Source organism: Serratia sp. MMO-28, from assembly GCF_037199905.1.
Taxonomy (GTDB): domain Bacteria; phylum Pseudomonadota; class Gammaproteobacteria; order Enterobacterales; family Enterobacteriaceae; genus Chania; species Chania oryzae.
The window spans coordinates 1-12,722 of sequence record NZ_JBBCVB010000005.1 but is presented as its reverse complement, the minus strand read 5'-3'; the positions used below and the strand labels follow the sequence as shown (position 1 = coordinate 12,722).

Annotated in this window: 12 protein-coding genes; 2 read left to right on the top strand and 10 right to left on the bottom strand. The window is 53.4% G+C overall.

Features of this window, described 5'->3' with window-relative positions; all coding sequences use genetic code 11:
* Positions 1 to 10: 10 nt before the first annotated feature.
* The 9 genes from pabC to yceD all read right to left on the bottom strand — a co-directional run bounded on the left by pabC (position 11) and on the right by yceD (position 7,060).
* A complete protein-coding gene (gene pabC, locus WG891_RS05550) occupies positions 11 to 808 on the bottom strand; it encodes an aminodeoxychorismate lyase (protein WP_337261841.1) in 798 nt (265 codons plus the stop codon).
* A gap of 129 nt (positions 809 to 937) precedes the next feature.
* Positions 938 to 2,179 carry a beta-ketoacyl-ACP synthase II gene (gene fabF, locus WG891_RS05545; RefSeq protein ID WP_156293835.1) on the bottom strand — a complete coding sequence of 414 codons (1,242 nt, stop codon included), beginning with the start codon at positions 2,177 to 2,179 and terminating at the stop codon, positions 938 to 940.
* Between the two features lie 81 nt (positions 2,180 to 2,260).
* Entirely contained in the window at positions 2,261 to 2,497 is a 237-nt protein-coding gene (acpP, locus tag WG891_RS05540; RefSeq protein ID WP_004719003.1) for an acyl carrier protein, read from the bottom strand.
* 154 nt (positions 2,498 to 2,651) lie between these two features.
* Positions 2,652 to 3,386 (bottom strand): 3-oxoacyl-ACP reductase FabG, encoded by a 735-nt coding sequence (gene fabG / locus WG891_RS05535; protein ID WP_076939838.1) that lies wholly within the window; start codon positions 3,384 to 3,386, stop codon positions 2,652 to 2,654.
* A gap of 12 nt (positions 3,387 to 3,398) precedes the next feature.
* Positions 3,399 to 4,328, bottom strand: coding sequence for an ACP S-malonyltransferase (fabD, locus tag WG891_RS05530; RefSeq protein ID WP_076939837.1), 930 nt, complete (start codon positions 4,326 to 4,328; stop codon positions 3,399 to 3,401).
* A gap of 18 nt (positions 4,329 to 4,346) precedes the next feature.
* A complete protein-coding gene (locus tag WG891_RS05525; protein ID WP_337261840.1) occupies positions 4,347 to 5,300 on the bottom strand; it encodes a beta-ketoacyl-ACP synthase III in 954 nt (317 codons plus the stop codon).
* Positions 5,301 to 5,307: 7 nt separating this feature from the next.
* Positions 5,308 to 6,342 (bottom strand): phosphate acyltransferase PlsX, encoded by a 1,035-nt coding sequence (gene plsX / locus WG891_RS05520; RefSeq protein ID WP_337261839.1) that lies wholly within the window; start codon positions 6,340 to 6,342, stop codon positions 5,308 to 5,310.
* 12 nt (positions 6,343 to 6,354) lie between these two features.
* A complete protein-coding gene (gene rpmF / locus WG891_RS05515; protein WP_004943042.1) occupies positions 6,355 to 6,522 on the bottom strand; it encodes a 50S ribosomal protein L32 in 168 nt (55 codons plus the stop codon).
* Positions 6,523 to 6,538: 16 nt separating this feature from the next.
* Positions 6,539 to 7,060, bottom strand: coding sequence for a 23S rRNA accumulation protein YceD (yceD, locus tag WG891_RS05510; RefSeq protein ID WP_076939834.1), 522 nt, complete (start codon positions 7,058 to 7,060; stop codon positions 6,539 to 6,541).
* 141 nt (positions 7,061 to 7,201) lie between these two features.
* On the opposite strand from yceD, the gene WG891_RS05505 reads away from it, so the two are divergent.
* Positions 7,202 to 7,783, top strand: coding sequence for a Maf family protein (locus WG891_RS05505; protein ID WP_337261838.1), 582 nt, complete (start codon positions 7,202 to 7,204; stop codon positions 7,781 to 7,783).
* Positions 7,784 to 7,785: 2 nt separating this feature from the next.
* Here the strand turns inward: WG891_RS05505 and rluC are convergent, their stop codons facing one another.
* The gene (gene rluC, locus WG891_RS05500; protein WP_337261837.1) at positions 7,786 to 8,745 is read right to left on the bottom strand and encodes a 23S rRNA pseudouridine(955/2504/2580) synthase RluC; all 960 of its coding nucleotides are present in this window, start codon (positions 8,743 to 8,745) and stop codon (positions 7,786 to 7,788) included.
* 555 nt (positions 8,746 to 9,300) lie between these two features.
* On the opposite strand from rluC, the gene rne reads away from it, so the two are divergent.
* Positions 9,301 to 12,573 carry a ribonuclease E gene (gene rne, locus WG891_RS05495; RefSeq protein WP_337261836.1) on the top strand — a complete coding sequence of 1,091 codons (3,273 nt, stop codon included), beginning with the start codon at positions 9,301 to 9,303 and terminating at the stop codon, positions 12,571 to 12,573.
* Positions 12,574 to 12,722: the final 149 nt, after the last annotated feature.

Below are 12,722 nucleotides of genomic sequence, written 5' to 3'. Positions count from 1 at the left end.
TCAGTCATCATTAACAATGTGGACGCAAAAAGTCATACATCTGACGCGAGTGATAGCGCCATGAGTGGGCCTCGTTCACCGGCAGCAATGGCATTAGCGCATTGCTCACCAGCACTTCATCGGCGTCAGCCAGCGTTTCCAGCGGTTCACTGACAGAATGCAGCTGATATTCACTGCCTGCCAGTAACTCAATCACCCGCCTGCGCATTAACCCGGCAACACCCGCCTGCGCCAAACTTGGCGTAAAAACCTCTTTTCCCTTACGCCAGAATAAATTAGCCGCACAGCATTCCACCAGCATGCCGGTGGTGTCAAGCACCAGCGCCTCCTCGGCATCAGTCTGGTCAAGATGCGCACGGATCAGCACCTGCTCCAAACGGTTAAGGTGTTTTAACCCGGCCAATAGCGGATTGCGAGCTAACGCCACGGGGCTCACAGCCAGACGGATCCCCTGTTCACGCCACTGCAGGTAGTGCTGCGGGTAAGTGCTGCGCGAAATAATACGGGTAGGATGCTCACAACCGTGCGGGCTGTATCCGCGCCCACCGCTGCCGCGCGTGAGTATCGCTTTGACTACGCCCAGCGTGATAGATTCTGCCGCATGCACCATTTCACGTTCAAGCGCCAACCAGTCAACGGCGGGCATAAGCAAACGTTGAGCCGCCTGCTGCATCCGCTCAATATGCCAGGGTAAAAGATCGATTTTCCCTTCCACGATCCTTGCCGTGGTGAAACAGCCATCACCAAACTGCAAACCGCGATCGCTCGGTGCCAAAGCATCATGCTGCTGCCCATTGATCCAGTACATAGTCTCCCCTCCCGCTGAGTTGCACCACAGCATAAAACGATAACAGCAGAGCGCACATGCCGAATGCGTCAGTACGATAAAAAAAGCCCGGTGATTAAACCGGGCTTCATCAGCTTTACAGTGAATTCACTACACGCGACGGAAAATCAGCGAACCGTTAGTTCCACCAAAGCCGAAGGAGTTACACAGGGTGTACTCCATATTTTTTGTCTGGCGTGCTTCGTGCGGCACAAAATCCAGATCGCAACCTTCATCCGGATTATCCAGGTTGATGGTTGGTGGCACGGCCTGATCGCGCAATGCCAGTACGGTAAAGATCGACTCAATCGCCCCCGCAGCACCCAATAGGTGGCCGGTCATCGATTTGGTGGAACTGACCATCACGCTTTTGGCATCGCTGCCAAACACGGATTTCACCGCTTCGGCTTCGGCTTTATCACCGGCAGGCGTCGAAGTGCCATGCGCATTGATATAACCAATTTGTGACGCCGTCACGCCTGCGTCAAGCAGCGCATTTTCCATCGCCAACGCAGCGCCCGCACCGTTTTCTGGTGGTGACGTCATATGGTAGGCATCGCTGCTCATACCAAAGCCAACGACTTCTGCGTAAATCTTCGCGCCGCGCTTTTTCGCGTGCTCGTACTCTTCCAGCACCATCATACCGGCACCATCACCCAGCACAAAACCATCACGGTCTCGGTCCCATGGGCGGCTTGCCGCCTGCGGGTTATCATTGCGGGTTGAGAGTGCACGAGCAGCACCAAAGCCGCCTACGCCCAGCGGGGTACTGGCTTTTTCTGCCCCACCGGCCAGCATCACGTCAGCATCATTGTAGGCAATGATACGCGCCGCATGGCCGATGTTATGCACACCCGAAGTACAAGCGGTGGCAATAGAAATACTTGGGCCACGCATGCCGTACATGATGGTCAGATGGCCGGCAATCATGTTCACAATGGTGGAAGGCACAAAGAACGGGCTGATTTTACGTGGGCCACCGTTAACCAGTGAGCTGTGGTTCTCTTCGATCAGACCCAAGCCACCGATACCGGAGCCGATAGCAGCGCCAATGCGGGTGGCATTGAGCTCGTTGATTTCCAGCCCCGCATCCTGCATGGCCTGCATGCCGGCGGCGATGCCATATTGAATGAAGGCGTCCATCTTGCGCGCATCTTTGCGCGAGATGAAATCTTCAGAATTAAAATTCTTTACCAAGCCTGCAAAACGGGTTGCATAGGCAGTGGTATCGAAATGGTCGATCAGGCTGATGCCACTCTGACCGGCAAGAAGAGCGTTCCATGTGGACTCTACCGTATTGCCGACAGGAGACAACATGCCCAGTCCGGTCACAACTACTCGACGCTTAGACACGTTTGTCCTCCAAGGAGGGAAAATATGACACTAGGAATAGAAAAAACTTAGGCGGTCGAGTGACCGCCTAGATATGTTCGCTTACTGCTGGCTAGCGTTGATGAAATCAATAGCTGCCTGAACAGTAGTGATTTTCTCAGCTTCTTCGTCTGGAATTTCGGTGTCGAATTCTTCTTCCAGAGCCATTACCAGCTCAACGGTGTCAAGAGAATCAGCGCCCAAATCTTCAACGAAAGAAGCGTTATTTAAAACTTCTTCCTGTTTAACACCCAGTTGCTCAACAATGATTTTCTTAACGCGTTCTTCGATAGTGCTCATACTCTTAAATTTCCTATCAAAACTCGCTTTCGCGATGGTTTTCGTAGTGTATAAAATGTTGAAAAAGATGCAACTAAATCCCGGCTGGTCAAACCACGATTTTACGCTATTTTGCGGTTTTTACCGCAAATAACGCAAATGGTTTTCACATTTTTTAAATCATGTACATGCCGCCATTGACATGTAACGTTTCACCGGTGATGTAGCCAGCCTCATCAGAGGCTAAAAATGCAACAGCGCTGGCGATTTCTTTAGCATCCCCAAGCCGGCTAGCCGGAACCTGGGCCAAAATGCCTGCGCGTTGATCTTCTGTCAACGCCCGTGTCATGTCCGTCTCAATAAAGCCAGGTGCCACGACGTTGACCGTAATGCCACGTGAAGCAACTTCACGTGCCAAAGACTTACTAAAACCTATCAGACCGGCTTTAGCCGCCGCGTAGTTAGCCTGCCCTGCATTACCCATGGTACCTACAACAGAACCTATGGTGATGATACGGCCAAACCGCTTTTTCATCATAGCTCGCATTACCGCTTTTGACAGACGGAATACTGAGGTCAGATTGGTGTCCAGGATATCCTGCCACTCATCATCCTTCATTCGCATCAGCAGGTTATCACGCGTAATGCCGGCATTATTCACTAAAATGTCGATTTCGCCAAATGCTTCACGAATCGATTTCAGTACGCTGTCGATAGATTGAGCATCAACAACGTTCAGCATGAACCCTTTGCCGTTCTCACCCAGGTACTGGCTGATCGCCTGCGCACCGCTTTCGCTGGTGGCTGTTCCTATTACTTTCGCACCACGTGCAACAAATGATTCTGCGATAGCCCGGCCAATACCACGGCTGGCACCGGTCACCAGAACAACTTTTCCTTCGAAGCTCATTGTTTTCCTCTTTTATTGCTCAAGCGCCGCTGACAAGGTGGCGGTGTCATTGACAGCCGCAGCCGTCAGGGTATCAACAATGCGTTTAGCCAGACCGGTCAGGACTTTCCCTGGGCCGATCTCCAGCAGCGATGTCACACCTTCTGCCGCCATAAATTCTACGCTTTCTGTCCAGCGCACCGGGCTGTAGAGCTGGCGCACCAGCGCACTGCGAATAGCTTCTGGCGCTGTTTCGGCACGCACATCGACGTTATTGACCACCGGCACCTGCGGCGCACTGAACGTCACGCTCTGCAGCGCTACCGCCAGTTTATCGGCAGCAGGCTTCATCAGTGCGCAATGCGAAGGAACGCTTACCGGTAATGGCAGCGCACGCTTGGCACCGGCTGCCTTACAGGCCGCCCCTGCGCGTTCAACCGCTTCTTTATTGCCAGCAATCACCACCTGCCCCGGCGAATTGAAGTTTACCGGCGAAACCACCTGCCCTTGGGCAGATTCTTCACAGGCTTTGGCGATAGATTCGTTATCCAAACCGATAATGGCATACATCGCACCGGTACCTTCAGGCACGGCTTCCTGCATCAGTTTGCCACGCAGTTCCACCAAGCGGATTGCGGCAGCAAACTCCAGCACACCGGCACACACCAGCGCTGAATATTCACCCAGGCTATGGCCCGCCATCATTGCAGGCGCTTTACCGCCCTGCTGTTGCCAGACGCGAAAAATCGCCACCGACGCGGCCAACAGGGCTGGCTGGGTCTGCCAGGTCTTGTTCAGTTCTTCTACCGGCCCTTGCTGCACCAGTTGCCACAGGTCGTAACCCAAAGCCGAAGAAGCTTCGCTAAAAGTCTGTTCCACGATCGGAAACTGCGCGGCCAAATCGGCCAACATGCCAACGGTCTGCGATCCCTGACCTGGAAAAACAAAAGCAAATTGCGTCATTTTTATCTTCCTGTTAAATCAAAAACGAACCAGCGCCGAACCCCAGGTAAAGCCGCCGCCAAACGCTTCCAGCAACACCAGTTGACCACGTTGGATACGCCCATCGCGCACGGCTTCATCAAGCGCCGACGGTACAGAGGCAGCAGAGGTGTTACCGTGACGATCGAGCGTCACCACCACTTTATCCATCCCCATACCCAATTTTTTTGCTGTTGCGCTGATGATCCGCAGATTGGCCTGGTGCGGCACCAGCCAATCCAGTTCGCTGCGATCCAACTCATTGGCTTTCAGGGTTTCATCAACGATATGTGCCAGTTCGGTTACTGCCACTTTAAAGACTTCATTACCCGCCATGGTGACGTAGGCCGGTTGCTCAGGATCCTGACGATCTTTATTCGGCAATGCCAACAGATTGCCATAACGACCATCGGCATGCAGATGCGTTGAGATAATCCCAGGCTCTTCGGATGCCCCCAGCACCACCGCACCGGCGCCATCACCAAACAAGATGATAGTGCCGCGATCTTCAGGATCCAGCGTGCGTGACAGCACGTCTGAACCGATCACCAGCGCATGTTTTACCGCACCATTTTTCACATATTGATCGGCAACGCTGAGCGCGTAAGTAAAGCCAGCGCAGGCCGCAGCAATATCGAAAGCAGCACAATCTGCAATACCCAACATTTGCTGTACCTGGCAGGCAGAACTTGGGAACGCGTGGCTTGAGGTTGTGGTCGCCACAACGATCAGACCAATATCTTCTTTAGCCACACCGGCCATTTCCATGGCGCGAGCTGCGGCATGGAAACTCATGGTTGCCACAGTTTCATCTGCGGCAGCAATACGACGCTCGCGGATACCGGTACGTGTGACGATCCACTCGTCAGAGGTATCCACCATTTTTTCTAAGTCAGCGTTGGTGCGCACTTGTACGGGTAAATAACTCCCCGTACCGAGAATCTTTGTATACATGAACGATTCAGTCACTCTTGGGTAATACAGCTTCAAGGCGCGCAGCAATTCTGTCGGGAACTTGCCGCTGCACCGCCTGCACAGCCTGTTCGATGGCAACCGCGAACGCACTTTGGTTCGCCGCGCCGTGGCTTTTGATTACGGTGCCCCGCAATCCTAACAGACATGCACCATTATACTGGTCGGGGTTCAGATGACCGAAACGCTTTGCCACCCTTTTTTGCAACCATCGGCCCAACAATTTCAACCACCATGCCTGCTTGCCCCCCTCAGAGGAAGACTTCAGCAGTGATAAGAACATCCTTATCACACCTTCCATGGTTTTTAGGGTGACGTTACCCACAAAGCCGTCGCAGACCATGACATCGGTTTTACCGGTGAGCAGATCGTTTCCTTCCAGATAACCAATATAGTTGATTGCCGGAGTATTTTTTAGTACGAGCGCTGCTTCGCGGATATTATCCAGACCTTTGGTCTCTTCTTCACCAATGTTGAGCAGCGCCACACGGGGCTGCTCAATACCCAACACCTCTTCCGCCATCACCGCGCCCATTACCGCAAACTGCACCAGCATCGTGCTGTCGCACTCCACGTTGGCCCCCAGATCCAGCACCACGGTCTTGCTGCGGCGCTGATTCGGCAGCACCGTCATCAGTGCCGGGCGCTCAATGCCGGCCAGCGGCTTGATCAGCAGCTTGGCCAGCCCCATCAAAGCCCCGGTGTTGCCTGCGCTGACACAGGCCTGCGCATCACCACTTTTAATCAGTTCCAGCGCAATGCGCATGGAAGTCCCACGGCTGGCGCGGATCGCTTGTGAAGGTTTGGCATTGCTGGCAATAACCGACTCAGCGGGCACAACCTGCAAACGTTCCAACAGCAGCGGATCGGCTTTGGCAAGTAAAGGAGAGATGATGTCGGGATCGCCGACGAGCAGGAGATGAAGCTGTAAATTAGAGGCCAGTGCCTGCAATGAAGCAGGCACTGTGACGCAGGGACCGAAGTCCCCGCCCATAGCATCTAACGCCAGGGTTAGACGATTCAAGGTATCGCTAACTTAGCCAATAACCTTGCGACCGCGGTAGAAACCGTCGGCAGTGATGTGGTGACGACGATGAGTTTCACCAGAAGTCGCATCTACAGACAAAGTGGTGGTGGTCAGCGCATCATGTGAACGACGCATGCCACGTTTGGAACGGGTTGGTTTATTCTGTTGTACGGCCATGGACCTTACTCCTCAATTACTTACGCTTTAAACTGGCTAATACGGCAAATGGGTTTGGTTTTTCCGCCTCGGGAGGCAGTTGACCAAAGACCATGTCCGCTTCGGACACTTCACAGTGTTCAGATTCATGTACCGGAACGACAGGCAGTGAGAGAATAATTTCATCTTCAATCATTGCCAACAGATCGACTTCGCCAAACTCGTCAACTTCGATCGGTTCGTACGCTTCCGGTAATGCCTCAGCCTGCTCATCATTGACGACCGGGCTAAAACAATACGTTGTATGAACGTGATGCGCGAACGGAACTCCACAGCGTTGACACATCAGCGTTACCGCGACATCTGCCTGCCCTGTTATCACCGCGAGGCGCTGGTTGTCGATATCAAACGACAACGAAACCTCAACATCACTGTCCACACTGACCACGGAGTCGGCAACACGTGTTACCTGCTCAGACGTATAGACACCAACATAGTCCAGGCGTTTCTGAGCGGTACGTACCGCATCAATGGTCAAGGGTAATTTTACCTTTTGCATAGGGCGCGCATATTAACTTTGTAACGACATAGAGTCAAAGAAAAAGGCCGTAAAACGGCACCTTTCACCAATATTCGCTTCCACAGCGGCCGACAGTTTAAAATGGTCGCCTTATTTACGCTACGGTTTACGAAAAAAATTATGCAAAGAATATTACTTGCCTCAACATCGACCTACCGCAAAATGCTGCTGGAGAAGTTACGGCTGCCTTTTATTTGCGCAGCGCCACAAGTGGATGAAACGCCATTACCCGGTGAAAATGCCGAAGCATTAGTATTACGGCTTGCGGTGGCAAAGGCCCAAGCGCTTGCCATGGCTTATCCCGATCGCCTGATTATCGGCTCCGATCAAGTCTGCGTCATCAACGGAAATATCACCGGCAAACCGCATACCGAGGAGAACGCTCGCGAACAGCTGCGCCAAGCCAGCGGCCAGAAAGTGACTTTTTATACCGGGCTGGCGCTTTATAATAGCCACAGCAACCATCTGCAGGCGCTGTGTGAGCCATTCCATGTCCATTTCCGTTCACTGAGCGAGGCCGAGATCGCCACTTACGTGCGTCTGGAACAGCCGCTCAACTGTGCTGGCAGCTTTAAAAGTGAAGGCTTGGGTATTGCGCTGTTTGATCGCCTTGAAGGGCGCGATCCGAATACACTGGTTGGCTTACCGCTAATTGCACTGCTGGAAATGCTGCGGGCTGAAGGGATCAACCCGCTGGTATAAGGTTATTTTGCGGTTTGTTTACGCAAAACCTGTAAACAATGCCGCAATTCATCGTCCATCGGCGCTTCGATACGCATCGTTTCGCCAGTGGCCGGGTGTTCGAAGCGCAATGCCGCCGCATGCAGGAACAGGCGTTTCAGACCCGTACCGGCCAATTGACGATCAAATTCACGGTCACCGTAACGATCGTCAAACGCGATCGGATGCCCGGCATGTAAAGTATGTACGCGGATCTGGTGAGTACGCCCGGTAATCGGGCTGGCTTTCACTAGCGTGGCATGCTCAAAGCGCTCTTCCACCTTAAAACGGGTTTCCGAGGGTTTGCCTTCGCTGCTGACGCGTACAATACGCTCCCCACTCTGCAGGATGTTTTTCAGTAGTGGTGCCTGAACCACCTTGCAGTGCGACTGCCACTGGCCACGCACCAAGGCCAGATAATCTTTCTGCATCCCTTTAAGGCGCAGTTGCTCATGCAGTGAACGCAACGCGGAACGTTTCTTCGCGATCATCAGCACCCCGGAGGTATCGCGATCCAGACGGTGTACCAATTCCAGAAAGCGCGCCTCTGGCCGCAACGCACGCAACCCCTCGATCACGCCAAAACTCAGGCCACTGCCGCCGTGCACCGCGGTACCTGAGGGTTTGTTCAGCAGCAACAGATGGTCGTCTTCATAAAGGATGCAATCGGCCAGCACCGCGACTTTATCCAGCTTGGCAGAAACCGGGGCATCTTCACGTTCGGCCACGCGTACCGGCGGCACTCGCACCACATCACCGGCGGCCAGTTTATATTCGGCCTTGATACGGCCTTTGTTCACCCGCACCTCGCCCTTACGCACCATGCGATAGATCATGCTCTTTGGTACGCCTTTAAGACGGGCCAGCAAAAAGTTGTCGATTCTTTGACCGGCTTCATCGTCAGAAATCGTGATTAATTGTACTGCGGGATTGTTCGTTTTCATGAGGCGGGATTCTAAATAGAGCGAGTAAATAGCGCCACCTCTTTTTATGTGCTTAACTGTGATTCTGGCTGCAGGGTAAATCACAGCGAACAATAAGGCAGCAAGCCGGTTTGAACGTTTGCGATTTCTTCCGCAGTTAAGGAAAAGTCACCTTGCTATAACGGTGTCAGCAATGGAATAATGAAGTGACTTTCCGTGCTGATCCTCGTTAAAACAAGGAGAAGTGTGGAATTATACAGTTTGTCTGGTCGCACAAAAACGCAGCAATGGCGTAAGACGTAATGTGAAATCAAACAATTAGCGGGCTGCGGGTTGCAGCTTGGCCGGCAAATGGAATCAGATCTGTCGACGTAAATCAGAGGCTATTCCCTGAGTCAAAAAGCGCTGTTTTCACAAAGAAATACAGGCTTACCGAGATAATGCGCCCCTATGCAGGCGACAACCGTGAGGTTGACGACTTTGCGAGAAGACACGGGGTTTTCGGTTTTTAACCCGGCCATGAGGTTATTTTGCCCGCAGCTTTGTCGATAATGTAAAAATAACGAGTAAGTTAAGATGAAAAGAATGTTGATTAACGCAACTCAGCAAGAAGAGTTGCGTGTTGCCCTTGTAGATGGACAGCGGCTGTATGATCTGGATATTGAAAGCCCGGGTCACGAACAGAAAAAAGCGAATATTTACAAAGGCAAAATCACCCGAATTGAACCCAGTCTTGAAGCAGCGTTTGTGGACTACGGCGCAGAACGACATGGTTTCCTCCCTCTGAAAGAAATCGCTCGCGAATATTTCCCCAGCAATTACTCTTCTCATGGTCGCCCGAACATCAAAGATGTGCTGCGCGAAGGCCAGGAAGTCATTGTTCAGGTTGATAAAGAAGAACGTGGTAACAAAGGCGCAGCCTTGACCACCTTCATCAGCCTGGCCGGTAGTTATCTGGTGCTGATGCCAAACAACCCGCGCGCCGGGGGGATTTCCCGCCGTATTGAGGGGGATGATCGTACCGAACTGAAAGAAGCCCTCTCTTCACTGCAGTTACCCGATGGCATGGGCCTGATTGTCCGCACCGCGGGCGTCGGTAAATCCGCTGACGCGCTGCAATGGGACCTCTCTTTCCGCCTGAAGCACTGGGAAGCGATTAAAAAAGCCGCAGAAGGCCGCCCTGCGCCATTCCTGATCCATCAGGAAAGTAACGTTATCGTGCGTGCCTTCCGCGATTACCTGCGCCCGGACATCGGCGAGATCCTGATCGACAACCCAAAAGTTCTCGATCTGGCCAAAGAGCATATCGCTGCTTTGGGCCGCCCGGATTTCAGCAGCAAAATCAAGCTGTACAGCGGTGAGATCCCACTGTTCAGCCATTATCAAATCGAATCGCAGATCGAATCTGCCTTCCAGCGTGAAGTGCGTCTGCCTTCTGGTGGCTCCATCGTTATCGACACCACCGAAGCCCTGACCGCTATTGATATCAACTCCGCACGCGCAACCCGCGGCGGCGATATCGAAGAGACCGCATTTAATACCAACCTGGAAGCGGCAGACGAAATTGCCCGCCAGTTACGCTTGCGCGATCTGGGTGGCCTGATCGTGATCGACTTTATCGACATGACGCCAGTGCGCCATCAGCGCGAAGTGGAAAACCGCCTGCGTGATGCGGTCCGCCAGGATCGTGCCCGTATTCAGATTGGCCGTATCTCGCGTTTTGGCCTGTTGGAGATGTCGCGTCAACGTCTCAGCCCGTCACTGGGTGAATCCAGCCATCACGTCTGCCCACGCTGTAGCGGCACTGGGACCATTCGTGATAACGAGTCTCTGGCACTGTCTATTCTGCGCCTGATCGAAGAAGAAGCGCTGAAAGAGAACACCAAAGAAGTTCATGCCATCGTTCCTGTTCAAGTAGCGTCTTACCTGCTGAACGAAAAACGTGAATCTGTCAGTGCGATCGAAAAGCGTCAGGGTGGCGTGAAAGCGATCATCGTGCCTAACGATCAGATGCAAACTCCGCATTATTCGGTACTGCGCGTGCGTAAGGGTGAAGAAACCCCAACGCTGAGCTATCTGTTGCCGAAGCTGCACGAAGAGGAAATGGCACAACCGCAGGAAGATGCGCCGATGGAGCGTAAACGTCCTGAACAACCGGCGCTGGCCTCCTTCTCTCTCTCTGCTGATGCTCCACCGCCGGATGAAGAGCCTGTCGTTAGCAAGCCTGTGGCCGCAGCTAAGCCTGCCGCTCCTGCTGCCGTTGAAGCCAAACCGGGCCTGTTGAGCCGTCTGTTCGGTGGCCTGAAAGCCTTCTTCGCCAGCGAAGAAGAGCCAAAAGTTGAGGCCAAACCAGCCGAAGTTGCTCAGACAGAAAGCAGCGACAACCGTCGTCAGGATCGCCGTGGCCAACGCCGCCAGGGTTCTGGCCGTAAAGAGCGTGGTGAACGAGGCGATCGTAAAGAACGTGGCGAAAGCCGTGATAACCGTGAGCCACGCGAAAATCGCGAGGGCCGCGAATCACGTGAAGGCCGTGACGATCAACGTCGTAACAACCGCCGCAACGCGCAGCAAGCGGTACCTGTTGCTGATGAAGTGCAAACCGAAGAAGCTGCAAAAGCGCAACGTGATGAGCAGCAGCAACGTCGCGATCAGCGCGCTGAACGTCAACGCCGCCGCCAGGAAGAGAAACGCCAGGCTCCGCAAGACGTTAAAGCACTGGAAAACGACAGTGATGTTGCCGGCAGCGATGAAGAGCAGGAAGAACGTCATCAGCAGCCAATGCAGCGCCGTCAGCGTCGCCCGTTAGCGCAGAAGGTTCGCGTCCTGTCTGCGGAAGAAGAACTGCATCGCGCAGCTGAAGAACTGTTGGCACCGAAAGCACTCCCAGTGAAAGCTGAAGTGGTTCAGGTTGCCGCAGTGGCAGAAAGCGTGAAACTGCTGCCTGAAGCTGTTGCTGTGTCTTCTGAAGATAATGCACAGGTAGACCGTAATAACGGTGAAAACGGCATGCCACGCCGTTCACGCCGTTCACCGCGCCACCTGCGTGTTAGCGGCCAGCGCCGCCGCCGTTACCGTGACGAGCGTTACCCTAACCATTCGCCAATGCCGCTGGCCGGTGCTTTTGCCTCACCAGAAATGGCATCAGGTAAGGTTTGGATAAGTTACCCTGTCACTCAGGCAACACAAGCGACTGAGCAAGCAGAAGTTCCGGTAGAATCGGTTGAAATCGCAGCCTCTCCAGCAGTCGTAACGGTAGCCAGCATTGCTGTACCCGTTATTGCTGAAGCAGTGCAGGAACCGCAGCCAGTGGTGACGGAGCAAGTGACAGTCGTTGAGGCTCAAGCCGTTGCTGAATATGTTGCGCCGCAAATCGCCGCCGTTCAGGCCGCTATCAGCAACCCTGTGGTTGAAGATGTTTCCCCAGCGGCAGAAGCTCCGGTAGAAACGATTGCAGAAACGTGGGTTAGCGTTGTAGAAACTACTCAAGCAGAAGTCGAATCACCAGCATTCGTTGAAGTTCCTGTAGAGGAACTGACCGTGCAGCCAGCAGTAGACACTGAATCTGCTTACGTGATGCAAGAAGCGGTTGCAGCCGCTGAGCAGGAAAAGCCAGAGGTTGAACAGCCACTGCCAGCTCCTGTTCAACAGGCAGCAGAAGTGCTCTATAAGCATATTGCTACCGCGCCGATGACCAAAGCTCCAGCCCCTAGCTACGAGCCGGAAGCACCGAAGCACAGTGATTGGCAGCGCCCTTCCTTCAACTTCGAAGGCAAAGGTTCCGCTGGTGGGCATGCAGCGGCGAATCAGGCCACTGCCCCGGCCACTAAGCCACAGCCAGTTAACGATTAACTGGCTCTGCTCCGATAAAAAACCCGCCTCTGGCGGGTTCAGATTGATGACAAAGTCCTGGCCGTGAGGCCAGGACTTTGATCTAATAAGGTCAGTGCAAAAAATGGACTGACTGCCATGCTCAAAACACCCTCTCCTCAGCAATATCA

Excerpts from the sequence above, each read along its gene's own strand:
- rluC (WP_337261837.1), bottom strand. The coding sequence starts at position 8,745 with ATGAAAACGAACAATCCCGCAGTACAATTAATCACGATTTCTGACGAT.
- yceD (WP_076939834.1), bottom strand. The coding sequence starts at position 7,060 with ATGCAAAAGGTAAAATTACCCTTGACCATTGATGCGGTACGTACCGCT.
- fabG (WP_076939838.1), bottom strand. The coding sequence starts at position 3,386 with ATGAGCTTCGAAGGAAAAGTTGTTCTGGTGACCGGTGCCAGCCGTGGT.
- pabC (WP_337261841.1), bottom strand. The coding sequence starts at position 808 with ATGTACTGGATCAATGGGCAGCAGCATGATGCTTTGGCACCGAGCGAT.
- WG891_RS05505 (WP_337261838.1), top strand. The coding sequence starts at position 7,202 with ATGCAAAGAATATTACTTGCCTCAACATCGACCTACCGCAAAATGCTG.
- acpP (WP_004719003.1), bottom strand. The coding sequence starts at position 2,497 with ATGAGCACTATCGAAGAACGCGTTAAGAAAATCATTGTTGAGCAACTG.
- WG891_RS05525 (WP_337261840.1), bottom strand. The coding sequence starts at position 5,300 with ATGTATACAAAGATTCTCGGTACGGGGAGTTATTTACCCGTACAAGTG.
- rpmF (WP_004943042.1), bottom strand. The coding sequence starts at position 6,522 with ATGGCCGTACAACAGAATAAACCAACCCGTTCCAAACGTGGCATGCGT.
- rne (WP_337261836.1), top strand. The coding sequence starts at position 9,301 with ATGAAAAGAATGTTGATTAACGCAACTCAGCAAGAAGAGTTGCGTGTT.
- fabD (WP_076939837.1), bottom strand. The coding sequence starts at position 4,328 with ATGACGCAATTTGCTTTTGTTTTTCCAGGTCAGGGATCGCAGACCGTT.